We start from the raw sequence: 24975 nt of genomic DNA, 5'->3' as shown, positions 1-24975 counted from the left end.
GCGGATCATGGGCGCACGCGCGCCGGGCGCAAGAGGGAAGTGTCTTAACAAACCGCCGACCACGCGGCATACTGGCGTCCATGGGGAGACGAGAGACACCTAACCATGCCCGAAGAACGCCTTGATTTCAAAGAGATGTGCGCAAAGTTCGACGTAACGCCCCGCACGCTGCGTCACTACGAATATATCGAATTGCTGGCGCCTGAGCGCGAAGGCCGCGCCCGCTTCTATGGCCCCCGTGAAGTCGCCCGCATGACGTTGATCCTGCGCGGACGACGCTTTGGCTTCAGCCTGGAAGAAATCCGGCAATGGCTTGAAATATATGACAAAGGCGAAGGCTGGGAAGCGCAGAAAGAGATCTGGATTCAATATGCCGACAAGCAATTGGATGAACTGCACAAACGGCGTGTGGAACTGGATGAGGTGATTGCCGAGTTGAAAACCTTGCGGGATGAAACGGCGGCAAACCTATGATCCGCGCAGCGCTGCTTGCGCTGGCTCTGACCCAGGCCGCGCAGGCGGACACGCCGCTTCCACCGGCTGAAAACTGGACGATGGAACCTTATCCCGAGCTTGCTGTGACCGGGTCGCTTGACCCGCCCCGCATCTTCATTGGCCCACCGGACGGCGCGGTCTGGTCGCTCAATTTCTGGGCCCGCAGGTTCGCCGTCCACCCGTCGCCGGATGGGCAATATGTTCTGATCTCGCCCGCCACCGGCAACCTGCTGGGGTGGAGCGGCGATCCCGATGAGACCGTCCTGTGGCTGTACCAGGCACCCGGCGGGGAAGAGATTGCGACGGTGCCGTTGCGCGGGTTGATCGACCCCGATGACATGCAGCGCACCGTTTCAAACTATGTCTGGATCACCTCTTATATGTGGTCCGACAACGGCTGGCGCTTTGACACGCCCGATGGCCAGGGCTGGCATCTGAGCACCGATTTGCGCCTGTCACGACGCTAAGCGCAGCCCACCGAAGGGCAGCATAATTCCAAGTGCCCCTACGTCACTTTGCATGACCTTTCGTCAGATGCGGAATGACGCAACGTCTGAATTACGTAAACGTCATCTTCGCTTGTAGTGTGAGGCATCGACTCGCAAGTGGGGCACCAGACACGAAATGTTTGATGAATCGGGAAGTCTGTTCATGACCCAGGACACCATGACGATCCGCCAGATGTGTGATGCATTTGACGTGACCCCACGCACCTTGCGCTTCTACGAGTCCAAGGAATTGCTGTTCCCCATCCGAGATGGCCAGCGCCGTCTGTTCACGCGCCGCGACCGTGCGCGTCTGAAGCTGATCCTGCGCGGCAAGCGCTTTGGCTTCAGCCTTGAGGAAATCCGCCAGCTGCTCGACCTCTACTATGTCGATGACAGCCAGCAAACGCAGCTGAGCCAGACCCTCGACATCGCGCAGGAGCGCTTGTCGGACATGGAGCGCCAACGCGCTGAGCTGGATGAAGCCATCGATGAGCTGCGCAACCAAATGACGCTGGTGGGCGACATGCTGTCCAGCAACAAACCCGCCGCCTGATCAACACCAAAGACCACCCTTCGGGAGGATAAAAATATGCCGAGCTACACCGCCCCCACCAAAGATATGGAGTTCATCCTCCACGATGTTCTCAAGATCGAGGCCGCCGACATCCCCGGCTATGGCGATTTGGACCGTGATTTCACGACCGCCATTCTGGGCGAGGCCGGCAAGATCGCCTCTGAGGTGCTCGCACCCCTGAACGTGGTGGGTGACACCGAAGGCTGCACTATGGAAAACGGCGTTGTGCGCACGCCCACAGGCTTCAAGGCGGCCTTTGACGAGACGCGCGAAGGCGGCTGGCCCGGCATCGACATGCCTGAGCAGTACGGCGGCATGGGCCTTCCTTACGTGATGAACACGGCAACGGGTGAGATGTTCTCCTCCGCCAATCAGGCGTTCACCATGTATCACGGCCTGACCCATGGCGCGGCCTCTGCCATCCTGGCCCACGGCACGGATCAGCAGAAAGACACCTATCTGCCCAAGATGATCTCGTGTGACTGGACCGGCACCATGAACCTGACGGAGCCCCATTGCGGCACCGATCTGGGCCTGATGCGCACCAAGGCGGAACCGCAGGGCGACGGCAGCTACAAGATTTCCGGCCAGAAGATCTTCATCTCGGCCGGTGAACATGACATGGCCGACAACATCGTCCACCTTGTCCTCGGCAAGATCGTCGGCGGGCCGGAAGGCATCAAAGGTGTGTCGCTGTTCATCGTGCCCAAGTTCCTCGTGAACGAAGACGGCTCGCTTGGCCCCCGCAACGGTGTGTCCTGCGGAAAGATCGAAGAGAAGATGGGCATCCACGGCAATTCCACCTGCGTCATGAACTATGACGAAGCCACGGGCTACCTGCTTGGCGAAGAGCATAAGGGTATGCGCGCCATGTTCACGATGATGAACGAAGCGCGTCTGGGTGTTGGCATGCAGGGCCTGGCCCAGGCTGAGGTCGCGTTCCAGAACGCGCTGGAATACGCCAAGGACCGCCTGCAGGGCCGCGATGTGACCGGCGTGAAGAACCCCGAAGGGCCTGCCGATCCGCTGATCGTGCACCCCGATATCCGCCGCAACCTGATGGAGCAGAAGAGTTTTGCAGAGGGTGGCCGCGCGTTCCTGCTCTGGGGCTCGACGCTCATCGACCGCGCGCACCGCAACGAGGATGCCGATGCCGATGGCCTCGTGTCGCTGCTCACGCCTGTCATCAAAGGCTTCCTGACCGACAAGGGCTACGACATGACCGTGCAGGCACAGCAGGTCTATGGCGGGCACGGTTATATCGAAGAATGGGGCATGTCGCAGTTCACCCGCGATGCCCGCATCGCGATGATCTACGAAGGCGCGAACGGCGTGCAGGCGCTGGATCTGGTGGGCCGCAAGCTCGCGCAAGATGGCGGCAAGCACGTCATGGCGTTCTTCGATCTGGTCAAAGGCTTCTGCAAGGAGAATGCCGAGGTTGAGGGCATGGCCGAGTTCATCGAGCCGCTGAAACGCGCCTCCAAGGATCTTCAAGCCGCGGGCATGTACTTCATGCAGGAAGGCATGAAGAACCCCAACAACGCGCTCTCGGGCAGCTATGACTTCATGCACCTCTTCGGCCATACCTGCCTTGGTCTGATGTGGGGCATGATGGCGAAAGCCTCGCTGGACGCGCTGGCAAACGGCACGTCTGATCCCGATTTCCACAACACCAAGCTGGCGACAGGCCGGTTCTACATGAACCGCACTCTGCCCATGACGGCCACGCATCTGGCGCGCATTCAGGCCGGTGGCGAAGACGTCATGGCGCTGGAAGCCGCCAACTTCTGATGACGCCCCGGCGTCGTATCCTTTTGATCGGGCTGGCCAGCTTGCTGGTCGGCCTGATCTGGATGCTGGCCCTCCTCGCCCTCGAAATCGCGTCCGTCAGTGGTGCACCCGGCGGCGGGGATGAGCCGTTTCCAAGCTACCTGCTTCCCTTCACCCTTGCCGCTGGCGGATTTCTCGCCATGATCGCATCGTTGTTCATGCGCAAGGAATGACGATGCCCAAACGCCTTCTTCCGATCCGTGGCGTCCTGCTGGCCCTTACCCTCGCCGCGTCAGGCGCCGGTCCGACCGTAGCGCAGACCGGGCAGGACATCGCGGGCGCCCGGCTTGCCATCGAACGGTTCGAGGCGGCCTTTGATGCACGCGAGTACGGCGCGTTGCTGACCGCCATGCCACCGCGCATTCTGGAAACCATCGCGACGCAATCCGGCATTCCGGCCGACGTGCTGTCGGCGCAGCTGGCAACCCAAATGACCGCGATGATGTCTCAGATGACATTCGAAAGCTTCGGTATGGACTTGCAGGCCGCGACCTGGGGCGAAACCTCAACCGGTTTGACCTATGCGCTTGTGCCGACCCAGACCGTCATGAGCCAGCACGGATCTGGCCGTGTCCAGTCGAACACAACGACCCTGATGCTGCATGAGAACGACATCTGGTACCTGATCCGCGTTGACAGCACCCAACAGACAAGCATCCTGCGCCAAGCCTATCCGGAATTCGCGAGCGTCGACTTCCCCTTCGGCTCGATGGAGAACCTCGACTGATGCCCAAGCGCCTGCGCCTCACCCGCCGCCCGAATATCGCGATGTCCGAAGATGGATACCGCAAGCTGCGCAACCTCGCCTCGGAGGCGGGCCTTGATGAAGGCGAGTTCCTGAGCTTCCTGTTCGAACACTGGGGCAGCGTCATAAACGAAGAGAAATTCATCGCCCGCCTGCGCTTGTTCAATTCTGAAATCGACGCGCGCAAGCGCTAGGGCTGAGACGAGACGTGAGAACCGGTTTTTCGATCACGCTGCGCGACCCGAAACCACCAACGGATCGGCGCCGCATTCACCATCCACCCCCGGGGTCCATCGGGGGAAAACAGCCAATGCGACGCCTTCACCTTTTGGGTCGTCAGCTCTGCAACTGACGCCGCGCCGCAATCATCGTTCGTTAACCTTAACAAAAGGTTACCGGAAAAACGGGCCGCGGGAGGCGGCACTTTGGGGGAAAAATGACCAACACACTTTACTGCTTCGGCGAGTCCGGGAATGCCTATAAGGCGGCGCTGGCTCTGGAACTCGGCGGCGTTGATTGGACGCAGCGTTTTGTCGATTTCTTCAAGGGTGAAGCGCGCTCCCCCGAATTCAAGGCAATCAATCCGATGGGTGAAGTGCCTGTCCTCGACGCCGGTGGCACCATCCTGACCCAATCCGGCGTGATCCAGGATTGGGTGATGGAGACGACAGGCAAACTCGGCGGCGAACATCCTGCCCTGCGGCGCGAGATCCTGCGATGGACCATCTTCGACAATCAGAAAATCTCCGGCGTTGCTGGCCCACTGCGGTTCATGATGAACTTCCTGCCCGAAGAAAAGCGCAACGCCGACGTCAACGGCTTCATGGCGGGGCGCCTGAAGGCCGCGCTTGGCGTGCTTGAAGGCGAACTCAGCCAGCGCGATTGGCTGGTGGGCGATGCGCTGACCTGCGCCGACATCTCCTGCGCGGGCTACCTGTTCTACGAAGAACCCTTCACCTTTGACCGTGCCGATTATCCGGCTATCGACGCCTGGCTGACCCGCATAAGCGAGACACCGGGTTGGAAGCATCCCTATGATCTGATGCAACGGGCCTTGGGGTGATCTGCCGGGGCACCATATTTTTGCTGGTTTCGCCTGGCATCCCCCTGCAAAGTAAGGAAAACGGGACACGGGCAATATGGTCAGCCAAATCGCATTGGGCGCCATCTGGGGCTATCAACGCTGGATCTCGCCACGCAAAGGCTGGCGCTGCGCGCATTCGGTCCTGCATGGCGGGACGGGCTGTTCCGGCCACGCGAAATACGCGATCCGCGACCATGGCATCTGGGCTGCAATCCCCCTCATCCGGCAACGTCTGCGGGACTGCAAGCAAGCCTCCCTCACTCTGCGCGCCAATTGCGCGGTCTGCAATGAGCGGGACCCTGAGGATGGCGGCGGCGAAGATGGCCGCCCCAATCGTGGCCCCTGGAACCGCAAACGCCGCAAGCAAAACCGCACGGATGCGGCCTGCGATGCCTGCGACTGCGCAGCCCCCGGCTGCTTGCCAGCGCTCGCCCTGCCCGCCTTTTGCGCGTCGTCCGGCGGGTCTGGTGCACAACCCACGCCCCTGCCCGACAAGCTGCCATCAGACGGGGCAGATGGCGGTGGATGCGACCTTGGCGGGCTCGATTGCTCGGCCCCGTCCTGCGATGGATGCGGCGGGTGTGACTGCGCCCCATCCTGCGGGTAACGCACAAGTTTACCAGAACGTCACGTCACAGGCCCGCGCAGGCGCTTGCGCGGCCCTGCCCATTCATCCCATGTCTAGGATCAACACCGCGTCCCTCGCGGCGATGACACTCGGAGGACATTCATGACCGACGCTTATATCTACGACGCCATCCGGACCCCGCGCGGCAAAGGCCGCAAGGACGGTGCCCTTCACGAAGTCACCGCCGCGCGCCTGTCGGCCTTCACGCTGAACACGCTCAAGGAACGCAACAACCTCGAAGGCCATGCCGTCGAAGATGTGATCTGGGGCAACGTCACGCAGGTCATGGAACAGGGCGGCTGCTTGGCCCGCGCCGCCGTTCTGGCGTCTGACCTGGACGAAAGCATTCCCGGCCTCGCCATCAACCGCTTCTGCGCGAGCGGTTTGGAGGCTGTGAATCTCGCCGCCAACCAGGTCAAGGGCGGTGCCGGTGACGGCTATATCGCAGGCGGGGTCGAAATGATGGGCCGTGTCGCCATGGGCTCAGACGGGGCCGCCATGGCCGTCGATCCGCAACTGGCCATGGACAGCTATTTCGTGCCGCAAGGCATCTCCGCCGACATCATCGCCACCGAATACGGTTTCAACCGTGACCAGGCCGATGAGTACGCGGTTGAAAGCCAGCGCCGCGCCAAGGCCGCATGGGATGACAACCGCTTCTCCAAATCCGTGATCACCGTGAAGGACCAGAACGGCCTCACGATCCTCGACCACGACGAATATATGCGCCCGCAGACCGACATGCAGTCGCTCGGCGCCCTCAAGCCCGCCTTCAAGGAGATGGGTGAGGTCATGCCCGGCTTCGACACCATCGCCCTGATGAAATACCCCCATCTTGAGGCGATCAACCACATCCACCATGCCGGGAACTCCTCGGGCATCGTCGATGGCTCCGCCGCGATCCTCGTCGGCAACAAAGAGTTTGGCGAGAAGTGGGGCCTCAGACCCCGCGCGCGCATCAAGGCCAATACCAAGATCGGCACCGATCCCACGATCAACCTCACCGGCCCCGTGCCCGTGACCGAAAAGATCCTGGCCGAGACGGGCATGAATTTCAGCGACATCGACCTTTTCGAGGTCAATGAGGCCTTCGCTTCGGTCGTGCTGCGCTTCATGCAGGCGTTTGATGCCGATCCGGCCAAGGTCAACGTCAACGGCGGCGCGATTGCCATGGGCCACCCGCTAGGGGCCACCGGTGCCATGATCCTCGGCACGCTGCTCGATGAGATCGAGCGCGCCGACAAGGAAATCGGCCTCGCCACCTTGTGTGTTGCCGCCGGAATGGGGTCGGCCACCATCCTCGAACGCGTCTGAGCCAATGGCCCGGTCGCCCTATCATATCAGGCAGAGGGCCCGGCACACCGGGCAGGCGTCATGAGTGCCGCCTCGCCCAACAGTGCCGCGCTCGACCGGGCCGCGACCATCTATCAAGATCACCTTGATTGCGTGTCTGACCTGCTGTTCGTCGGCAATGTCGAGGAGTGCATCAACTATTTCGCCCTGCCCCTCCTGATCCGGACCCGCAAAGGCGAAACGCTGATCGAGACCCGACAGGACATGCTGGACGATACACGCCAACACTCTGAAAGCCTCAACGGGCACGGCGTGACCAACTATATCCGTCTGGTCAAACAAGCCCGCCAATTGTCGGACACGTTGATCGAAGGCTGGCATGAAACCTACGTTCTGCGCGACGCCACGTCGATCCTGCCAAGCTATCAAAGCCACATGTTCCTGCGCGACACCGGTGACGGGATCTGGAAGGTGATCGAAGCCGAGCACGAATTGGAAAACGTCCGCTTCCCCATTGGCGCGGTGAAATCGCAGCCGGGCAGCTTTGCCGAACGCTGGCAGGACACGCAAAACGACATCCGCGTGTCCCATTCCAATGCCGAGCCGCTTTATCGTGCGTTTCTCGACGTGTTGGACAGAAACCAGAACGAGGCGAACTTCAAAGGTTGGGCCGACCAATTCCAATGTCCGATCACGGCGCACTACGATGGATCAGACATGGTCTACGAGACGCCGGACGACATGCGCGATTTCTTCAACGCAATGCTCAAGCTGGTCGAAGACACGGGCGGCACGGTCAATCGCAGGATCACGTCTGCCAATTTCATCTCGTCCGATCGCATTTGCGGCTACCACGAAACCACCTTTGAAGGCGGTGGCACGTTGCAAATGGGCCCTGTCAAAAGCCGCATGATCCTGACCCTCGCTGAGGGGCAGTGGAAATGCAGTTCCGTCACAAACTCCTTGTCGGGAGAGCACGGCCTTCCGCCTGAGGCGAGCTTCAAGGCCTCGTCGCGCCTTCCGACCATGTCCGAAATTCAGAAGAGGATGAAAAAGCCATGAGCGATTTCACGATGGAAATCGACGCCGATGGCGTCGCTGTTGTTACTTGGGATGTGCCCGGCAAGTCGATGAACGTCCTCAACCGTGAGGCATTCCAGACCTGCGAAGACCTGATTGATCAGGCTCTGGCCGACGACGCCGTCAAAGGCATCGTCATCACCTCCGGCAAGAAAGACTTCGCCGGCGGCATGGACCTCAACACGCTGGCCACAATCCGCGAAGAAAGCGGCGACAACCCCGCTCAGGGCCTGTTCGATTTCATCATGAACGGCCACCGCATCCTGCGTAAAATCGAGCGCGCGGGGATGGAGCCCAAGACAAACAAAGGCGGCAAGCCCATCGCCTGCGCCCTGCCCGGCACCTGTGCCGGCATCGGGACAGAGATTGCACTCGCCTGCCACCACCGTGTGATGGCCGACAATCCCAAGGCCAAGATCGGCCTGCCCGAAATCCTCGTCGGCATCTTCCCCGGCGCGGGCGGCACCACCCGCTATTCTCGCATGGTCGGCGCGATGGCTGCGGCCCCCGTCTTGCTCGAAGGCCGTATGCTCGACCCCAAGAAAGCAAAATCCGCGCAGCTCATCGACAACGTAGTGCCCGCAGAGGAGCTTCTGCAGGCCGCCAAGGATTGGGTCCTGAACGCGACCCCCGCCGACATCGTCAAACCCTGGGATGCCAAGGGCTTCAAGATGCCCGGCGGCGCACCCTACCACCCCGCAGGTTTCATGACCTTCGTGGGCGCTTCCGCCATGATCCACGGCAAGACCAAGGGCGTCTACCCGGCGGCCAAGGCGCTGCTGAGCTCGGTCTACGAAGGCGCGCTGGTCGATTTCGACACCGCCCTCCGCATCGAAGCCCGCTACTTCACCCAAGTCCTGATGAACCCGTCCTCCTCCGCGATGATCCGGTCGATCTTCCTCAACAAGGAAGCGCTAGAAAAGGGCGCGAACCGCCCCGCCGTTGACGATCAAACCGTCCAAAAAGTCGGCATCCTCGGCGCTGGCATGATGGGCGCGGGCATTGCATATGTCTCGGCCAATGCGGGGATCGAAGTGGTCCTGATCGACGCGGCCCAAGACTCCGCCGACCGCGGCAAGGCCTATTCCGAGGGCTTGCTCGACAAGGGCATGAAGCGCGGCAAGGTCACTGAGGAGAAGAAGGCAGAGGTCCTCGGCCGCATCACCGCAACCACCGACTACGACGCCCTCAAGGGCTGCGACCTGATCGTTGAGGCTGTGTTCGAAGATCCCAAGGTCAAGGCCGAAGTCACAGCCAAGGCCGAAGCCGTCATGAACGCGGACGGCATCTTCGCCACCAACACCTCCACCCTGCCGATCACCATGTTGTCCAAGGCGTCCTCGCGCCCTGAGCAGTTCATCGGCATCCACTTCTTCTCACCCGTCGACAAGATGCTGCTGGTCGAGATCATCAAGGGCAAGCAAACCGGCGATGTCGCCGTCGCCAAGGCCCTCGATTTCGTCCGCCAGATCCGCAAGACGCCGATCGTCGTCAACGACGAGCGCTTCTTCTACGCCAACCGCTGCATCCTGCCTTACGTCAACGAAGGCGTCCGCATGGTGCAGGAGGGCGTGGCGCCTGCACTGATCGAGAATGCCGCCAAGCTGGTCGGCATGCCGCTTGGCCCCCTGCAATTGACCGACGAGACCTCCATCGATCTCGGCGCCAAGATTGCCCGCGCAACCAAGGCGGGCGACCCGGATTACGACGACACCACGGATGAGCTGATCTTCTGGATGGAAGGCGAAGGCCGCCTTGGCCGCAAAGCCGCCGCCGGGTTCTACGCCTATGACGACAAGGGCAAGCGCACCGGCCTGTGGGATGGCCTCACGGCCCGCTACCCGACCAAGGACGAACAACCGGACCTCGTCGAAGTCCAGCATCGCCTGCTCTTCGCCCAAGTCCTCGAAGCCGTCCGCGCGCTCGAAGCGGGCGTCCTCATGGACATCCGCGAAGGCGACGTCGGCGCGATCCTCGGCTGGGGCTTTGCGCCCTGGTCCGGCGGCCCGTTCTCCTGGCTCGATATCCTCGGCACCGCCTACGCCGCCGAACGCTGCGATCAGCTTACGGCGCAGTACGGCGACCGCTTCGCCTGCCCGCCGCTCCTGCGGGAGATGGCAGAGAAGGGCCAAAGCTTCTACGGACGCTTCGGCACCGGGGTCGACAGCAAAGCGGCCTAACCCTTACGAAATGCCAAAGAATGCCCCGGCCAACCCAGAGTTGCCGGGGCATTTTCTTTGCGCTACCCTGTTCCCATGCCTCCGGAAAGGGACACGCACCATGGCCTCCACCAAAGCAACCCGCGATACCTTCGCCCGGATGCGGTTTGCGCAGATCTACCCGTGCTACCTCACCAAGGTAGAGAAGAAGGGTCATAGCCAGGCGGAACTGGACCAAGTCATCACCTGGCTCACCGGCTTTGATGATGCGGCAATCCAGGAGACTCCTCGCCGAAGACGTCGACTTTGAGACCCTCTTCGACCGCGCCACTCTCAACCCCAACGCACACCTGATCACAGGCGTCGTCTGCGGTATCCGCGTGGAAGAGATCGAGGACGCCCTCATCCAAAAGGTCCGCTATCTCGACAAGCTGGTCGATGAACTGGCGCGCGGAAAGAAGATGCAGTCTATCCTGCGCGCCGCTTGAACCCTATCAGAAACGATACGCCGCCCGCGCCCCAAAGGTCGTGATGCTGGCATCGCTGCCGCCAAAACTGTCCAGCTCCGTGCGCGATACCCCGCCACCGATCATGATCTGATCATTCAGCATGAAATCGGCGCCAATGCCGTATTGCAGCCCGCCGTCGAACCGGCGTGTATTGCCCGCATCGGTGCGCGTGGCCCAGGTATGGCCCAACTCACCGTAAACCAGCACCTCACCCAGATCATAGCCGACCTCAACGCCCACCGTGGCGAGCGATCCGAAGGACGAGGCATCGCTGCCCCCACCCACCGGCGGCGTGTCGAAATTGCCGAAGGTCAGCGTTGCAGCCGCGCCCAGAACCACCTGGCCCAGATCGCGGCGATAGCCGCCGTTCAGGCCGTACATAAGGCCATTGCCGTCATTGGTGGTGGCGCCGCCATTCGGGATCGAAAGGTCAACCGTCGCCATATCCAACTGGATGCCGCCATAAAGGCCCGTCCAATCCGCATCCTGTGCTTGCGCACCGGTGGCGATCATACACGCGGCACAGGCCGCGAAAACGCGTGAATAGTCCATGCTTGCCTCATATTTTGTATGTTTTGCCTGCATGGCTACAGCATCGGGCGTCCCGAGTGCAAAGGGTTTCTGTGGATAACTTCGGCGCGTGAGCAGAAAACTGCACACAGCAAAACAAAATTCTTGCGCCCGCGACGGAACCAAATGCCTGCCCCGTGACATATACATATGTCCCCTGCGCGGACCTGTCCCTCCGCGCGTCGCGCCGCCCGCCCTGTCCCACCTTCCCCGCGGGCGGCGCGCCTTGTCCCTTCCCTTTTCCCGAATGATCCGCCATCACACCCGGAACACTTTGGTTTCGCGTTAGGGAGGCATGGCCATGGGGTGGATGAAGGACGAAACCGGACTGGGGAAGAACGCGGCGAATTATGTGCCGTTGACCCCGCTCAGTCACCTCGCACGCGCCGCGCGCGTGTTCCCCAACCGCACCGCTGTCGTGGATGGCGCACACAGGAAAACCTATGCCGAATACCATGGCCGCGTCTCACGCCTCGCCTCGGCGCTCAGCGCACGCGGCATCGCCCCCGGTGACGTTGTCGCAACGGTCCTGCCCAACACCTACCCCCATGTGGAGGCACATTTCGGCGTTCCGGCCGCGGGTGCCGTGCTCAACGCCATCAATATCCGCCTGGATGTGGAAACCGTCGCCTACATCTTCGACCATGGTGAGGCGAAGATGGTGCTGGCCGACACGCAATTCCTCCCCCTCGTCGAAGACGCCATTACCAAGATGGACGGCCCCGCCCCCATCATCATCGAATGCCCCGATGCCGATGCTGGCCACCCCGCCTCCGGTCGGCACACGACGTACGAGGATCTGCTGGCCGAAGGCGATCCAGACGCACCCTGGATCATGCCCGAGGATGAATGGGAAAGCCTGGCGCTCAACTACACCTCCGGTACGACCGGGCGGCCCAAGGGCGTCGTCTACCACCATCGCGGCGCGTACCTCATCACCATGGGCACGCCGATTGCCTGGCGGATGACACTCTATCCCACGATCCTCGCCATCGTGCCGCTCTTTCACTGCAACAACTGGTGCCACACCTGGACGATGCCCGCCGTGGGCGGCACCATTGTCTGCTGCCGCGACATCACTGCCAAGGCGATCTACGACGCCATCGCAGATCAGGGCGTCAGCCATATGGGCGGCGCGCCCATCGTTCTGAACATGATCGTAAATGCGAAGGATGAAGACCGCCGCAGCTTCGATCACACTGTCGAAGTCTTCACCGCTGGCGCACCGCCTGCCGCTGCCACCCTCGCCGCGATTGAGACGATGGGCTTCAACGTCACGCAGGTCTACGGCCTGACCGAAACCTATGGCCACGCCACAGAATGCCTCTGGCAGGACGATGATTGGAACGCGCTGGCACCAGACGACCGCGCCACCATCAAGGCGCGCCAGGGCGTGCCGCTTCCGAATATGGACGACATCGCCGTGATGACCCCTGACGACATGGCCCCTGTCACCCGCGACGGTGCCACTCAGGGCGAGATCATGATGCGCGGCAATTCCACCATGAAGGGGTACTACAAGAACCCCGAAGCGACGGCCGAGGCCTTCGCAGGCGGCTACTTCCACACCGGCGACATCGCCGTGCAGCACCCGGACAGCTACATCCAGATCGCCGACCGCGCGAAGGACATCATCATCTCCGGCGGCGAAAATGTCAGCTCCGTCAAGGTCGAAGGCGTGCTGATGCGCCATCCGGCTGTCTCACTCTGCGCCGTTGTCGCCAAGGCTGACGACAAATGGGGCGAAGTCCCCTGTGCCTATGTGGAGCTGAAAGAGGGCGCCACCGGCGACGCGGACGAGATCATCGCCTTCGCTCGCAAACAGCTTGCCGGGTTTGAAACGCCCAAGCGCGTGGTGTTCGAGGAGCTTCCCAAAACCTCCACCGGCAAGATCCAGAAATTCGAGCTTCGCAAACGCGCAGCAAGCCTCTAGGCGCGCCCAAGTCCTGAACAATCGCACGGCCGTCCCAAACGCCCCTGCGCGGCCTGCGTTGTTGCAACACGCACTCTGGTGTACCATCTGCCTTACAAAGCCCACGCCATTAAGGCGTGAGACGACACCGGGCACCGCAAACAGGCAATGACTGCGCTTCAGGAATACAGGCGGCTCGAGGCCATTGGCCTCTGGCGCGAACACGCCGAGGATCAGCGGCGTGAGGTGATCGTGTCGCTTGGCGATGCCTCGCTTGTCATGTCGTCCGCCTCTGGCGCAGCCGTTGGTCATTGGTCCCTTGCGGCGGTGGAACGGCTCAATCCCGGCAAGTTGCCTGCGCTCTTCTCCCTGCTCGCGACAGCGATGAGGAATTGGAGCTGTCCGATCCTGAGATGATCCAGGCCGTCGAACGCATCCGAACTGCCATCGCCAAATCCCGCCCCCGCCCGGGGCGCCTGCGCCTTTACCTTGCCGGTGGCACAACCCTTGCCGGCATTCTTCTGGGGGTTTTCTGGCTTCCCGATGCGCTGATCCGGCAAACCGTCTCGCTTCTGCCGCCCGCCAAGCGGCTGGAAATCGGCCATGATCTTCTGGGGGAAATCGCCGCCATTGCGGGCCGCCCCTGTGGCGGGTCCGGCGGGCGCACGGCGCTGGTTCGGCTGGCGTCACGAACTTACGGGGCGGACATGCCCCCCCAGATCGTCGTCTTCCCGGCGACGATCCCCGACACGCTGACCCTTCCCGGCAACATCGTCATCGCCTCGGCAGCGCTTGCCGAAGACCATGAGACGCCCGAGGTGTTTGCAGGTTATCTGCTGGCTGAACGCACCCGGTCGCAAGCCGTTGATCCGGTTGAGGCTTTCCTGCGCGATGCGGGCCTTGGCGTGACCTTCCGGCTGCTGACCACCGGCGAAGTCGCGGCCGAGCCTATCCATGCCCATGCCGCGCACCTGCTGTCCCATGACACGATGCGCGCCGACGATGATGCCCTTCTGGGTCATTTCACGGAGGCTGGGATATCCTCGCAACCCTACGCTTTTGCGCAGGATGTCTCAGGGGAAAGCGTACTGGCGTTGATTGAGGCTGACCCGATGCGCGGCCAGCAGGCCGACCCTGTGCTCAGCGACAGCGATTGGGTCAGCCTACAGGAAATCTGCGCAGGCTGACCGCAAGCCTCAAGCGGGTCAGCGACGAATAATCGCCACTTGGCCTGAGTTGATCGGAACAGCCACCAAACGACGCGGCACAGTGTCGGTCCAGACCATGCGCATCTGCGCCTCACCCTGGGCGGTGCCGAGCCCGCGATAGGGGTTAAGGCGGCCATCGTCCCACGCAAAGTCGTAGCCCGGCGGCGGTGCGGTCAGCACGAAACTGCGCGGAATACCCGTGACGCCGTCGGTCACGGCCGGGGCCAGAAGGGATTGATCGCCAACCGCGCGACCATCGCCGGGGTGGACTGCTTGCGGGCCACAGCGCACATCATCCCCGTGAAGTACGGCCGGTGCGCAGAAGGAAGGTTGGCGCAATTGCCGCTGGCCGCCGGGGCCGTGATCGTCACCGGGGCCGGTGTCTGCACACGGATCTGCGGGGCTGCTGGGGCAGGTGCGGGCGCGGGCGCCGCTGCAATCACAGGCGCAGGGGCCTCGCGGCGCGGGCGCCGGTGCAGGCGCTGCGGCAACCGGCCCTTCGCCGATCACCACCACCGAGTCGTTGGAGAATGGATCAGCGGCTGCAGCGCCGCCACCGCCGGAGGGACGCTGCCCGCAGACCTGCTGTCGGTCGCGGCCAACGCGCGGCACCCATTCGGTCGCCGCCCCAAAGCCCACGCGCACAAACACGCAGCCCTGGCTGTCGACATATTGGTCGGCCGTGTAGCTCGACGGCGGTATCTCCGCCGGAAATCCTTGTTGTGCAATTGCAGCGCCACCCGATGCAAGCCCAACAGACAGGCCCAATACAGCAGCGCGCAGACATAGCGTCTTCGCCATGCGAAACTCCCCCACAGAAATCGCGTTGTGGATAGTTTGGAGGAGTCGTTTCGTTAAGTAAAGGCAGCGTAAGGACTATTTCGTCCCGAACATCCTGTCGCCCGCATCGCCCAGACCCGGCACGATATAGCCGTGATCGTTCAGATGGCTGTCGAGCGCGGCGGTCACAATCGGCACATCCGGATGCGCCTCTTTCATTCGCGCCACGCCTTCTGGGGCGGCCAGCAGGCACAGGAAGCGGATGTTCTTCGCCCCCTCTTTCAGCAAATCAATCGCCGCAGCAGAGGAATTTCCCGTCGCCAGCATCGGGTCCACTACAATCGTCAGCCGCTCATCAATCGCCTCGGGCACCTTGTAGTAATACTGCACCGGCTGAAGCGTCTCCGGATCGCGGTAAAGGCCCACGAAACCGACCCGCGCATTCGGGATCAGCTCCAGAATACCATCGAGCAACCCGTTGCCCGCCCGCAGGATCGACACCAAGGCCAGCTTCTTGCCCGCAATGGTCGGCGCCTCCATCGGCTCCAGCGGCGTGTCGACCGTCATCGTCGTCATCGGCAGGTTGCGTGTCACCTCGTAGGCCAGCAAGTGACTGATCTCACGCAAAAGCTGCCGGAACGATTTGGTCGAGCAGTCCTTGTCCCGCATCAGCGTCAACTTGTGCTGCACCAGCGGGTGATCAACAACGGTCAGATGGTCACTCATTTCAGGCGCTCCCGAATTTTGTCCTTGGTGGTGTCGTCGCAGAAGGCGGCGGAAAGGGCCGTCTCGGCTATTTCGGCGAAATCCTCTTCACCCCAGCCGAACGTCTTCTCCAGCCCCTCATATTCGCGGGTCATGGTCGTGTGAAAGAACGGCGGATCGTCGGTGGATACGGTCACTTTTACACCACGCTCCCGCAACTTTTGGATCGGGTGCTTTGCCAGCGTCGGATAGACGCCCAAGAACACGTTCGAGCCCGGGCACACCTCCAGCACGATCTCCCGCTCGGCCAGCACGTCGCACAGCGCCAGGTCATCAATCGCCTGCACCCCATGCCCGATCCGCGCCGGGTTCAGGTCTTCCACCGCCTCGCGGACCGAGGCCGCGCCACCCCATTCGCCCGCATGGGTTGTGATGCTCAAGCCCGCCTCACGCGCGCATTCAAACGACCAGAGGAAATCGCGCTGATGCCCGACCATCTCATCACCGCCCATGCCGAAACCCACGATCCAATCGCCCGCCGTCTCCGCCGCGCAGGTCGCTGCCGTTTTCGCTTGTTCCGGCCCGAAATGGCGGATGCACGTCACGATCCCGCGCAGGGTGATGCCCATATCACTCTCAGCTTCATCGGCCACCTCACGGATTGCCGCCAGATACTCGCGCCACGCGCCCACATCGCCGCCACCGCAGAAATCCGGGCTCAGGAAACTTTCAGTATAGATCACGCCGTGCGACGCGCTTTCCTCAAGCACTGCCCGGGTCAGCCGCGCGAATTCCTCTGGGCCCGTAAGAACAGAAGTCGCGGCTTCATAAACGGACAGGAAGTGATTGAAATCGCGGTAGGAATAGCTGCCATCCTCGCGGAAGATCCGGCTCAGATCGACACCCTTTTCCGAGGCCAACCCGCGGATAAACGCAGGCGGCGCCGCGCCTTCATGGTGCAAGTGCAGCTCAACCTTCGGCAGCTCTTTCACAGAAAACTCTCCCCCGCGCCCCGTGCGCTCAGGCCCAGATGTGCCGCAACCGACGCGCCCACATCCACAAAGCCCTTCACGCCGATTTGCCCCGAATACGGGCCAGCCGCAAGCACCGGCACACGCTCGCGCGTGTGGTCCGTGCCGGTCCAGCTCGGGTCATTGCCATGGTCCGCGGTGAAGATCATCAGGTCGTCAGGCCGCAGCGCGTCCAACACCGGCGCAATCGCCGCATCGAACCATTCCAGATGCCGCGCATAGCCCGAAATATCGCGCCTATGGCCATACATGCTGTCGAATTCCACGAAATTCGCAAAGGTCAGCGACCCGTCCTCGGCCCCCGCCACCGCATCGACCAGATGGCCCATCAGGGCCGCATCCGGCCCCTTTTCCACATGGCTCACGCCACGCCCTGCGAAAATATCCCGGATCTTGCCAATCGTGTAGGTCGTCCGCCCATCCGCCTGCGCGAGATCGAGCAAGGTCGGCCCCGGCGGCTCAATCGCATAATCCCGCCGGTTCGGCGTGCGAGCATACCCGCCGGGCTCGCCCACAAAGGGCCGCGCAATCACACGGCCCACCTTCATCTTGTGCAACATCGGCGCCAGCCCCTCGCACAAGGCAAGCAACCGATCCAACCCGAAACTCTCCTCATGGGCCGCGATCTGGAACACGCTATCGGCGGAGGTATAGCAGATCGGCCAACCGTCCTTCTGATGCTGTTCCCCGAAATCCTCGATCACTTTAACGCCGTTGGAATGCATGTTCCCGTGGATGCCGTCCGTACCCGCCAAGCGGCAAACCTCGGCCACCACCTCCGGCGGGAAAGACCCCGTCTTCTCCGTGAAGTAATGCCAATCCCACGGCACCGGCAGCCCGGCCAATTCCCAATGCCCCGTCGGCGTGTCCTTCCCGGGAGAGACCTCTTCCGCCACGCCCCACAACCTCTCGGGCAGCGCGTCCAACCCTTCGCCCCGCGCGCCGGAGGCCAGCCGCAGCGCCGCGCCCAAACCCAGCCCATCCAGCACCGGCATCTTCAACAGGCCCGAGCGTCCCTCTTCCGCGCAGCCCTCCGCACAAGCCTTTGCGATATGGCCCAACGTGTTCGCGCCCGTGTCCGGCACCCCGTCGTTGAAAAACTCTGCCGCATCGGGCGCACCGCCGATCCCGACTGAGTCAAGCACCACCAGAAACGCGCGCGCCATCATGCAATCCTTTCATGGATCAGCGGCGGCGCCTCGACCGCCCGGTCCGACAAGCGGAACGCGCCCCGCAGCTTGGCCGCCACCGCGCGCCCGTCCTCCTCCGTCGCGCAGTGGATGCGCGCCAAGGGCACCGCGTCATCGACACCGGCGCCGATCCGCGCGATGTCACTCAGGCCCACCGCCGGATCGATCCGGTCGCCGTCCCGCATCCGTCCGCCGCCCAACGCCACGACCACTTCACCCAGAGCCTGCGTATCCACGCCAGCCACGAACCCCGCCTCGCCCGCATGAATATCCATCATCACGCGCGACGCAGGCAGCCTGTCCGGCCAGCGCTCCACAAAATCCGCAGGCCCGCCCAGTTCCGCGACCATCTCGCCGAACACATCCGCCGCCTCACCGCTGGCAATCGCCGTATCAATCCGCGCCTCGCCATCTGCGGCATCATCCGCCAGCCCGCCCAACGCCAGAACCTCGCCGCCCAAGGCCACCGTCAGCCGCTGCAAATCCATCTCGGCACCTGCGCCGGTCAGCACCTCCATCACCTTGATGATCTCAAGTGCGTTGCCCGCGCTGTCCGCCAGCGGCTGGTTCATGTCCGTCACAAGGGCCGAGGTCATGCATCCCGCCCCCTGCGCCGTCGAAACCAGAGCCTGCGCCAAGGCGATGGCCTCCGCCTCGCCGCCCATGAACGCGCCAGTGCCGACCTTCACATCCAAAATCAGCGCTTCCAACCCCGCCGCCAGCTTCTTGGACAGGATCGAGGCCGTGATCAGGTCGATCGAGGCCACCGTGCCGGTCACATCCCGCACCGCATAAAGCCGCTTGTCGGCTGGCGCGATATCCGCTGAAGCCCCCACAATCGCGCAGCCCACATCGGCCACGATGTCTTGCAAATCGTCCGGCGAGACATCGACAGTGTAGCCCGGAATGGCCTCCAGCTTATCCAGCGTGCCGCCGGTATGCCCCAGCCCTCGGCCTGAGATCATCGGCACAAACGCCCCGCACGCGGCCAAGGCCGGGGCCAGCACCAGCGACACGCAATCGCCCACGCCCCCGTGGAATGCTTATCCAATACCGGGCCATCCAGCCGCCATTTCAGCTTGCGCCCGCTCTCGCGCATCGCGTTCGTCAATTGCACCCGGCCCGCGTCCCCCAGCCCTTGCTGGCAAACGGCCATGGCAAAGGCGCCAGCCTGCGCATCGCTGACGGCACCCGTGGCCAAGCCTTCGGCGAACCAGAACAACTCTGCCTCGGTCAGCCGGTCACCACCGCGCAATTTCAGAAGGATGGAGCGCGCGTCGTTCATTGCGCCCCGGACATATGCCCGGCGGTGAATTGGCCCGGCAACAAATCCGCCACCGTCACCGTCTCGGAGGCCCCGCCCGTTGTGCCCATCGTGACCTTCACCTCGCCTGCCGCGAATTCCGCCAGCTTCTGGCGGCACCCGCCACAGGGCGGCACCGGCGTGGGGCTGTCCGCGATCACCGCAATCTCGGCAATCCGCGTGTCCCCGGCCGCAATCATCGCGGCAATCGCGCCCGCCTCGGCACAGGTGCCTTCCGGGTAGGCCACATTTTCCACGTTACATCCCAAATGCACCCGCCCCTCGACGGAACGCAAGGCCGCGCCAACCTTGAAGTTGGAATAGGGTGCATGGGCGTTTTCACGCACCGCGGCGGCTTGGGAAAGAAGCGGCTCGTCCAAATCTTCACCTACATCTCAAGGATCAATGATCGGCGTACCTTGGGGCCGACACCCCCAAAGCGCAAGCCATCAAGGCTGCGCCGGGGCGCCCGCGCGAAGGCGCGCCACCTCATCGATCAGATGCGTCAGGTCCGTCCGGATCGGTTGGAACAGGGCCTCGAACCGGTCAAAGGACTTTCGCTTCGCCGCGATGTTCAGCGCCTCGGAGTTGTGGCACAGCCGGTCCGCCCCAACAGCCCCAGAGATTGCGATCAAAATGTGGGTTTGCGCCCGCAATTCGTTCGCATTCTTTTCTGCGAAGGCCTCAACCATCGTCGCAAGCGTGACGTTCAGATCCTCTTCCAACCTGGCTAGCAATTCCGCGCTCTCGCTCGGTCCGGCGGCATCCAGCAGCCGGTCCATCCTGTCATTGTCGAGCAACGTTCCGCCGTGCGGCTCTGGCACATCGGGAAGCATCTCCAGATCTGCATTGCCGACATGGCGCAAAATGGCATGGCCCAGATCTTCGGCCGAGGCGACAGGTTTGCCGATAATCCCGTCCGCGCCTGCGGCATAGATGGCCTCGCGATTGTCGCGCAGCACATATGCGGTGATCGCGACCAACGGCATGGCGGCTGTGGGTCCGGCCATGGCACGCACCGCTTCCATCACCTCAAGCCCCGACAATTCGGGCATCTCGATATCCAGCAAGGCGATGTCGAACGGCGTCTGTTGCAACGCCGTCAGGGCCGAGCGCCCATCGGCCACAAAGTGCGTCCGCGCGCCCATCGCATCCAGCATATGGCGCAAGATGGTCTGGTTGGTCAGGTTGTCTTCGGCCACCAGAATATCCAGGGCACTCAGATCCGGCATCGGACGCTCGCGGGGGGCAGAGACCACCTGCAACACAGCCTCCGGGCCGAAAGACAGGGTGACGCGCGCGCCTTTTGCGGTGTTCTCAAGGCGCAACGTGCCGCCAATCGAACGGCTCAAGTCCCGTGCGATCTTCAACCCAAGACCTGACCCGGTTTGCGTATTCCCTTCCGCAACACCGCGCCCCTCGATCACGTCCACCGGCAAGCCCGGCCCCTCATCTTGCACGCTGATCGAAAGCCCGTGATCGGCTCCCGCCGTCACCTGCACCTCAACATCTCCGTCCGGCACATGGCGCAGCGCATTGCTCACCAGATTTCCAACCAAGCGCGTCAAAGCCACCGGCTGGACATCCAACCGCTCGGGTAGCGTTCCGTTGCACAGCAGATGCAGCGCCCGTCCCTGCTCCGCGGCCTGCCCGCGCCAACGGTGCACGAGGCTCGCGAGCCAGGCCTCGACCTCAACCGGCCCAACATCACGCGCCATCGGGCTTTCGCCCGCGGCGGCAAACAAGGCCTCGTCCACAAGCGCGGCCAAGGTGTCCGCCGCGGCCTGCACACGCTGCAGCTGGGTTTGCGTTTGCGGATCCACACGCCCCAGATCCACAAGACGCAGACCACCGATCACGTCCGACATGGCGGCGCGGATATCGTGGGACAGGTGCCTGATCTTGCGGGGCGAGGCGGCATGATCCGCCGCCTGTTCACCCACAAACAGGCCGTCCGGGCGTTGGCGTGGTCGTTCCATGCCGCCCACTATGGCCTATCCCAACACGCCAGCTAAGGAAAAAGCGGCCCCGTCGCGGTTTTCAGCGAACCTGAGTCCGCTCAGCCATACAGACTGACAGGTGTGCCCGCCAAAGCCGAGATGTTCAGCAAGCCCCGCGCCGTGATCGACGGCGTCACGATATGCGCGCGGTTGCCCATTCCCATCAGGATTGGACCAACCTCCAACCCGTTGGCCTTCGCCTTCAGGATGTTGCGCGTGGCCCCCGCCGCATCGGTGGAGGCAAAGACCAACGCGTTCGCGCTCCCTTCCAGTCGGCAATTCGGAAAGACCCGTGCCCGCAATTCCGGATCAAGCGCACTATCCACGTGCATCTCGCCCTCATAGATGAAGTCCCGCGTCTCACTGTCGAGGAGCGCCAGCGCCGCCCGCATCCGCTGCCCGCTGTCACTGTCGAGGTTGCCGAACTGGCTGCCAGAGCACAGCGCGATCTTCGGCTCCACCCCAAAGCGGCGGATATGGCGCGCGCAGCCCACCACCGTTTCGGCGATCTGCTCAGGCGTGGGCGTCGGGTGCACCTGACTGTCCGCGATGAACAACGGGCCATCTTCCAGAATAACGAGGCTCAGGGCCGCAACCGGGTGATACTCTTTTGTTCCAAGTACTTGGCAGACATAGTTCAAGTGCCACAGATACTGCCCAAAGGTCCCGCAGATCAGGCTGTCGGCCTCGTCCCGCTGCACCATCACGGCCCCAATCGCAGTCGTGTTGGTCCGCATGATCGCACGCGCCAGATCGGGCGAGACACCCTTGCGCGCCATCAGCCCGTGATAGGTCTCCCAATAATCCCGGTAGCGCGGGTCGTTTTCGGGGTTCACCAACTCGAAATCCTGCCCCGGCCGGATCACAAGGCCCGCCCGTTCGATCCGCGCCTCGATTACCTCGGGGCGTCCGATCAGGATCGGTGCGTCCGTCGTCTCCTGCACCATCGCCTGCGCCGCGCGCAGAACCCGCTCATCCTCGCCCTCGGCAAAGACGATCTTGCGCTTGGCCGTCGCGGCCGCCTCAAAGACCGGGCGCATGATCAGCGCCGATTTGAACACGCTTTCGTTCAGCTTCGCGCGGTAGGCGTCCAAATCTTCCAACGGCCGCGTCGCCACGCCGGAGGTCATCGCGGCCTCCGCCACGGCGCCCGCCACCACAGCCATCAGGCGCGGGTCGAACGGCTTCGGGATCAGGTAATCGGCCCCGAAGGTCAGCTGCTCACCCTTGTAGGCCGCCGCTGCCTCCGCGCTGGTCGTGGCCCGCGCCAAGGCCGCGATGCCGTCGATGCAGGCCAGTTGCATCGCATCATTGATCTCGGTCGCGCCCACATCCAACGCGCCGCGGAAGATGAACGGAAAACACAGCACGTTGTTGACCTGATTGGGAAAATCGCTGCGGCCCGTGGCAATGATCGCGTCCGGAGCCACCGCACGCGCGTCGTCTGGCAGGATTTCCGGCGTCGGATTGGCCAGTGCAAAGATGATCGGCCGCGCCGCCATCTTTTCCACCATCTGGGGCGTCAGAACCCCCGGTCCCGAAAGCCCCAGAAACAGATCGGCCCCTTCGATCACATAGTCCAGGCCCTTCGCCTCAGACCCCTGTGCATAGGCATCCTTCTGCGGGGTAGAGTTTCCGCGCCCCTCGTAGACCAGCCCGTCAATATCGCACAGCCAGACATTCTCGCGCCGCACGCCCAGCTTCAGCAGCATGTTCAGGCACGCGATCCCCGCCGCCCCGCCACCTGTCGAGACGACCTTGATGTCCTCGAACCGCTTGCCCGCCACGTGCAACGCATTGGTCGCAGCGGCCCCCACAACAATCGCCGTGCCGTGCTGATCATCGTGAAAGACGGGGATCCCCATCCGCTCCCGACAGATTTGTTCAACGATAAAACAATCCGGCGCCTTGATGTCTTCCAGGTTGATCGCCCCGAACGTGGGCTCCAGCGCGCAAACAATATCGGCCAGCTTTTCGGGGTCGGGCTCGTTCACCTCGATATCGAAGCAATCGATATTGGCGAACTTCTTGAACAGAACCGCCTTGCCTTCCATCACAGGCTTCGACGCCAACGCCCCGATATTTCCCAACCCCAACACGGCCGACCCGTTCGAGACGACGGCCACCAAATTCCCCCGCGCCGTGTAACGCGCCGCATCGCCCGGATCTTCCTTGATGGCAAGGCTCGCCTCGGCCACGCCGGGGCTGTAGGCCCGCGCCAGATCGCGGCCATTCGCCAAAGGTTTCGTGGCGCGGATTTCCAGTTTTCCGGGCCGGGGATACTCATGGTAATGCAGGGCCGCGTCGCGCAATCCGTCTTGTTTGTCGTCGCTCATTGCCCCGCCCTCCCAGCAGATCGTTTAACGTTAAACATTCCCCTAACAGCCACAGCGCAGGTTGACCCTGCGACAAGCTGCGCCGCTACTGGAATTGCTCGCGCAGCAGCCGCTCTTCCAATCCATGGCCCGGATCGAACAGGATCCGATGCTCGATTTCGGGCTCGGACTGGATCTCGACCGCGGCCACCGCCTTCACCGATCGGCTGTCCGCATCCGCCATCACAGGGCGCTTGGCGGCCTCCACCACCTCGATCCGCACCACGGCCTTTTTCGGCAGCAACGCCCCCGCCATCGCCGGGGCCGAAACGCCGCCACCGCCGTCATCGCCAGAACATCCGCCCCAATGGGCAAGATCGGCCCATGGGCCGAGTAATTGTAGGCCGTAGACCCGGCAGGTGTGCTTACCAGCGCGCCATCACACACCAATTCATCCATCCGCAGCCGCCCATCCACGAAAATACGCAGCTTCGCGGCCTGTGGTCCCGCGCGCAGCAGGCTGACCTCGTTGATCGCAAGCGCCTCCACCACGCTGCCATCCACGCATTCCGCGCGCATCTTCAGCGGGTTGATCACCGCCTCTTCCGCGCCTTCCAGCCGGTCAATCAGCCCATCTGCAGAATATTCGTTCATCAAAAAGCCGACCGTGCCCCGGTTCATGCCGTAGACCGGCGCGGGCAAGGCCTGCGTGCCGTGCAGCGTCGACAGCATGAAGCCATCGCCCCCCAGCGCCACGATTACATCCGCCTCGTCCGGGGCATGGGCGCCGTAGCGCGCCTCAAGCGCCAGCTTCGCCTCCTGTGCGAGGTCCGTGTCCGAGGCCAGAAAGGCGATGTTGCGCGCGGCGGGCATGGCCTTGGTCCTTCTTCCGTCCCTGCCCCGCGACCATCGCGCGCACCTATCGGAAACACAAGTTCCGATCGGCGGCGCGATGCCCGGATTGTATTCCTTTGCATGCCAAAAGGTGCCGCAAAACAAGGCCCCAGCGCCGCTTTAAGCCCTTCCCCCGAACGCGCAATTGCCCTACATCGCCCCTCAGCGACCCGATCATCATG

At 62.9% G+C, this 24975-nt stretch carries 25 protein-coding genes and 2 pseudogenes; 17 read left to right on the top strand and 10 right to left on the bottom strand.

Annotation, left to right across the window (positions count from 1 at the left end):
- Positions 1 to 105 precede the first annotated feature (105 nt).
- The 14 genes from ACZ1HK_RS21215 to ACZ1HK_RS21150 all read left to right on the top strand — a co-directional run bounded on the left by ACZ1HK_RS21215 (position 106) and on the right by ACZ1HK_RS21150 (position 10864).
- Positions 106 to 474 carry a MerR family transcriptional regulator gene (locus ACZ1HK_RS21215; RefSeq protein ID WP_472630366.1) on the top strand — a complete coding sequence of 123 codons (369 nt, stop codon included), beginning with the start codon at positions 106 to 108 and terminating at the stop codon, positions 472 to 474.
- Positions 471 to 962 (top strand): hypothetical protein, encoded by a 492-nt coding sequence (locus ACZ1HK_RS21210; RefSeq protein ID WP_472630365.1) that lies wholly within the window; start codon positions 471 to 473, stop codon positions 960 to 962. The genes ACZ1HK_RS21215 and ACZ1HK_RS21210 overlap by 4 nt, the downstream gene beginning before the upstream one ends.
- Before the next feature lie 184 nt (positions 963 to 1146).
- Positions 1147 to 1536 carry a MerR family transcriptional regulator gene (locus ACZ1HK_RS21205; protein ID WP_472630364.1) on the top strand — a complete coding sequence of 130 codons (390 nt, stop codon included), beginning with the start codon at positions 1147 to 1149 and terminating at the stop codon, positions 1534 to 1536.
- Between the two features lie 36 nt (positions 1537 to 1572).
- A complete protein-coding gene (locus ACZ1HK_RS21200; protein ID WP_472630363.1) occupies positions 1573 to 3348 on the top strand; it encodes an acyl-CoA dehydrogenase C-terminal domain-containing protein in 1776 nt (591 codons plus the stop codon).
- Positions 3348 to 3560, top strand: a complete 213-nt coding sequence (locus tag ACZ1HK_RS21195; protein ID WP_472630362.1) for a hypothetical protein — start codon at positions 3348 to 3350, stop codon at positions 3558 to 3560. The genes ACZ1HK_RS21200 and ACZ1HK_RS21195 overlap by 1 nt, the downstream gene beginning before the upstream one ends.
- 2 nt (positions 3561 to 3562) lie before the next feature.
- A complete protein-coding gene (locus ACZ1HK_RS21190) occupies positions 3563 to 4114 on the top strand; it encodes a hypothetical protein (protein WP_472630361.1) in 552 nt (183 codons plus the stop codon).
- Entirely contained in the window at positions 4114 to 4326 is a 213-nt protein-coding gene (locus tag ACZ1HK_RS21185) for a hypothetical protein (protein WP_472630360.1), read from the top strand. Before ACZ1HK_RS21190 ends, ACZ1HK_RS21185 begins: the two co-directional genes overlap by 1 nt.
- Before the next feature lie 242 nt (positions 4327 to 4568).
- Positions 4569 to 5195: a glutathione S-transferase family protein gene (locus ACZ1HK_RS21180; RefSeq protein ID WP_472630359.1), complete on the top strand. Its 627-nt coding sequence runs from the start codon at positions 4569 to 4571 to the stop codon at positions 5193 to 5195.
- A gap of 76 nt (positions 5196 to 5271) precedes the next feature.
- Positions 5272 to 5823 (top strand): membrane protein insertion efficiency factor YidD, encoded by a 552-nt coding sequence (gene yidD / locus ACZ1HK_RS21175; protein WP_472630358.1) that lies wholly within the window; start codon positions 5272 to 5274, stop codon positions 5821 to 5823.
- A 123-nt stretch (positions 5824 to 5946) separates the two neighbouring features.
- The gene (locus ACZ1HK_RS21170; RefSeq protein ID WP_472630357.1) at positions 5947 to 7158 is read left to right on the top strand and encodes an acetyl-CoA C-acetyltransferase; all 1212 of its coding nucleotides are present in this window, start codon (positions 5947 to 5949) and stop codon (positions 7156 to 7158) included.
- Positions 7159 to 7218: 60 nt separating this feature from the next.
- Entirely contained in the window at positions 7219 to 8199 is a 981-nt protein-coding gene (locus tag ACZ1HK_RS21165) for a hypothetical protein (protein WP_472630356.1), read from the top strand.
- A complete protein-coding gene (locus ACZ1HK_RS21160) occupies positions 8196 to 10397 on the top strand; it encodes a 3-hydroxyacyl-CoA dehydrogenase NAD-binding domain-containing protein (RefSeq protein ID WP_472630355.1) in 2202 nt (733 codons plus the stop codon). Before ACZ1HK_RS21165 ends, ACZ1HK_RS21160 begins: the two co-directional genes overlap by 4 nt.
- A gap of 100 nt (positions 10398 to 10497) precedes the next feature.
- On the top strand, positions 10498 to 10686 hold the full coding sequence (locus ACZ1HK_RS21155) for a DUF2200 family protein (protein WP_472630354.1): 189 nt from the start codon (positions 10498 to 10500) through the stop codon (positions 10684 to 10686).
- Complete coding sequence (locus tag ACZ1HK_RS21150; RefSeq protein WP_472630353.1) at positions 10640 to 10864, top strand: DUF2200 family protein; 225 nt, start codon at positions 10640 to 10642, stop codon at positions 10862 to 10864. Before ACZ1HK_RS21155 ends, ACZ1HK_RS21150 begins: the two co-directional genes overlap by 47 nt.
- 6 nt (positions 10865 to 10870) lie before the next feature.
- Here ACZ1HK_RS21150 and ACZ1HK_RS21145 read toward each other — a convergent pair whose 3' ends face one another.
- Positions 10871 to 11437, bottom strand: coding sequence for an outer membrane beta-barrel protein (locus ACZ1HK_RS21145; RefSeq protein ID WP_472630352.1), 567 nt, complete (start codon positions 11435 to 11437; stop codon positions 10871 to 10873).
- 319 nt (positions 11438 to 11756) lie between these two features.
- Here ACZ1HK_RS21145 and ACZ1HK_RS21140 point away from each other — a divergent pair, with 319 nt between their 5' ends.
- From ACZ1HK_RS21140 to ACZ1HK_RS21130, 3 genes are all read left to right on the top strand, one after another.
- Complete coding sequence (locus ACZ1HK_RS21140; RefSeq protein ID WP_472630351.1) at positions 11757 to 13388, top strand: AMP-binding protein; 1632 nt, start codon at positions 11757 to 11759, stop codon at positions 13386 to 13388.
- A 147-nt stretch (positions 13389 to 13535) separates the two neighbouring features.
- The gene (locus ACZ1HK_RS21135) at positions 13536 to 13784 is read left to right on the top strand and encodes a hypothetical protein (RefSeq protein WP_472630350.1); all 249 of its coding nucleotides are present in this window, start codon (positions 13536 to 13538) and stop codon (positions 13782 to 13784) included.
- A complete protein-coding gene (locus ACZ1HK_RS21130) occupies positions 13760 to 14554 on the top strand; it encodes a hypothetical protein (RefSeq protein ID WP_472630349.1) in 795 nt (264 codons plus the stop codon). Before ACZ1HK_RS21135 ends, ACZ1HK_RS21130 begins: the two co-directional genes overlap by 25 nt.
- A gap of 18 nt (positions 14555 to 14572) precedes the next feature.
- On the opposite strand, the gene ACZ1HK_RS21125 is transcribed toward ACZ1HK_RS21130, so the two are convergent.
- From ACZ1HK_RS21125 to ACZ1HK_RS21085, 9 genes and pseudogenes are all read right to left on the bottom strand, one after another.
- Complete coding sequence (locus tag ACZ1HK_RS21125; RefSeq protein WP_472630348.1) at positions 14573 to 15376, bottom strand: hypothetical protein; 804 nt, start codon at positions 15374 to 15376, stop codon at positions 14573 to 14575.
- A 75-nt stretch (positions 15377 to 15451) separates the two neighbouring features.
- The gene (upp, locus tag ACZ1HK_RS21120; protein WP_472630347.1) at positions 15452 to 16081 is read right to left on the bottom strand and encodes a uracil phosphoribosyltransferase; all 630 of its coding nucleotides are present in this window, start codon (positions 16079 to 16081) and stop codon (positions 15452 to 15454) included.
- On the bottom strand, positions 16078 to 17052 hold the full coding sequence (locus ACZ1HK_RS21115; protein WP_472630346.1) for an adenosine deaminase: 975 nt from the start codon (positions 17050 to 17052) through the stop codon (positions 16078 to 16080). Before ACZ1HK_RS21115 ends, upp begins: the two co-directional genes overlap by 4 nt.
- Complete coding sequence (locus ACZ1HK_RS21110; RefSeq protein ID WP_472630908.1) at positions 17049 to 18257, bottom strand: phosphopentomutase; 1209 nt, start codon at positions 18255 to 18257, stop codon at positions 17049 to 17051. Before ACZ1HK_RS21110 ends, ACZ1HK_RS21115 begins: the two co-directional genes overlap by 4 nt.
- Positions 18257 to 19566, bottom strand: a pseudogene (locus tag ACZ1HK_RS21105) (thymidine phosphorylase). The gene ACZ1HK_RS21110 and the pseudogene ACZ1HK_RS21105 overlap by 1 nt, the downstream one beginning before the upstream one ends.
- The gene (locus ACZ1HK_RS21100; RefSeq protein WP_472630345.1) at positions 19563 to 19964 is read right to left on the bottom strand and encodes a cytidine deaminase; all 402 of its coding nucleotides are present in this window, start codon (positions 19962 to 19964) and stop codon (positions 19563 to 19565) included. Before ACZ1HK_RS21100 ends, ACZ1HK_RS21105 begins: the two are co-directional and overlap by 4 nt.
- Before the next feature lie 69 nt (positions 19965 to 20033).
- Positions 20034 to 21563: an ATP-binding protein gene (locus ACZ1HK_RS21095; protein ID WP_472630344.1), complete on the bottom strand. Its 1530-nt coding sequence runs from the start codon at positions 21561 to 21563 to the stop codon at positions 20034 to 20036.
- 80 nt (positions 21564 to 21643) lie between these two features.
- Positions 21644 to 23920: an NADP-dependent malic enzyme gene (locus ACZ1HK_RS21090; protein WP_472630343.1), complete on the bottom strand. Its 2277-nt coding sequence runs from the start codon at positions 23918 to 23920 to the stop codon at positions 21644 to 21646.
- Positions 23921 to 24005: 85 nt separating this feature from the next.
- Positions 24006 to 24772, bottom strand: a pseudogene (locus ACZ1HK_RS21085) (NAD kinase).
- Positions 24773 to 24975 lie beyond the last annotated feature (203 nt).

It is taken from the genome of Gymnodinialimonas sp. JB5-7 (assembly GCF_055693405.1).
This window is presented reverse-complemented; position numbering and strand designations above follow the sequence as displayed.

Coding starts and splice junctions, on each gene's coding strand:
- ACZ1HK_RS21135 (WP_472630350.1), top strand. CDS start 13,536: ATGACTGCGCTTCAGGAATACAGGCGGCTCGAGGCCATTGGCCTCTGG.
- ACZ1HK_RS21145 (WP_472630352.1), bottom strand. CDS start 11,437: ATGGACTATTCACGCGTTTTCGCGGCCTGTGCCGCGTGTATGATCGCC.
- ACZ1HK_RS21180 (WP_472630359.1), top strand. CDS start 4,569: ATGACCAACACACTTTACTGCTTCGGCGAGTCCGGGAATGCCTATAAG.
- ACZ1HK_RS21190 (WP_472630361.1), top strand. CDS start 3,563: ATGCCCAAACGCCTTCTTCCGATCCGTGGCGTCCTGCTGGCCCTTACC.
- ACZ1HK_RS21215 (WP_472630366.1), top strand. CDS start 106: ATGCCCGAAGAACGCCTTGATTTCAAAGAGATGTGCGCAAAGTTCGAC.
- ACZ1HK_RS21165 (WP_472630356.1), top strand. CDS start 7,219: ATGAGTGCCGCCTCGCCCAACAGTGCCGCGCTCGACCGGGCCGCGACC.
- yidD (WP_472630358.1), top strand. CDS start 5,272: ATGGTCAGCCAAATCGCATTGGGCGCCATCTGGGGCTATCAACGCTGG.
- ACZ1HK_RS21095 (WP_472630344.1), bottom strand. CDS start 21,563: ATGGAACGACCACGCCAACGCCCGGACGGCCTGTTTGTGGGTGAACAG.
- ACZ1HK_RS21200 (WP_472630363.1), top strand. CDS start 1,573: ATGCCGAGCTACACCGCCCCCACCAAAGATATGGAGTTCATCCTCCAC.
- ACZ1HK_RS21125 (WP_472630348.1), bottom strand. CDS start 15,376: ATGGCGAAGACGCTATGTCTGCGCGCTGCTGTATTGGGCCTGTCTGTT.
- ACZ1HK_RS21140 (WP_472630351.1), top strand. CDS start 11,757: ATGGGGTGGATGAAGGACGAAACCGGACTGGGGAAGAACGCGGCGAAT.
- ACZ1HK_RS21195 (WP_472630362.1), top strand. CDS start 3,348: ATGACGCCCCGGCGTCGTATCCTTTTGATCGGGCTGGCCAGCTTGCTG.
- ACZ1HK_RS21170 (WP_472630357.1), top strand. CDS start 5,947: ATGACCGACGCTTATATCTACGACGCCATCCGGACCCCGCGCGGCAAA.
- ACZ1HK_RS21210 (WP_472630365.1), top strand. CDS start 471: ATGATCCGCGCAGCGCTGCTTGCGCTGGCTCTGACCCAGGCCGCGCAG.
- ACZ1HK_RS21150 (WP_472630353.1), top strand. CDS start 10,640: ATGATGCGGCAATCCAGGAGACTCCTCGCCGAAGACGTCGACTTTGAG.
- upp (WP_472630347.1), bottom strand. CDS start 16,081: ATGAGTGACCATCTGACCGTTGTTGATCACCCGCTGGTGCAGCACAAG.
- ACZ1HK_RS21155 (WP_472630354.1), top strand. CDS start 10,498: ATGGCCTCCACCAAAGCAACCCGCGATACCTTCGCCCGGATGCGGTTT.
- ACZ1HK_RS21160 (WP_472630355.1), top strand. CDS start 8,196: ATGAGCGATTTCACGATGGAAATCGACGCCGATGGCGTCGCTGTTGTT.
- ACZ1HK_RS21090 (WP_472630343.1), bottom strand. CDS start 23,920: ATGAGCGACGACAAACAAGACGGATTGCGCGACGCGGCCCTGCATTAC.
- ACZ1HK_RS21110 (WP_472630908.1), bottom strand. CDS start 18,257: ATGGCGCGCGCGTTTCTGGTGGTGCTTGACTCAGTCGGGATCGGCGGT.
- ACZ1HK_RS21205 (WP_472630364.1), top strand. CDS start 1,147: ATGACCCAGGACACCATGACGATCCGCCAGATGTGTGATGCATTTGAC.
- ACZ1HK_RS21185 (WP_472630360.1), top strand. CDS start 4,114: ATGCCCAAGCGCCTGCGCCTCACCCGCCGCCCGAATATCGCGATGTCC.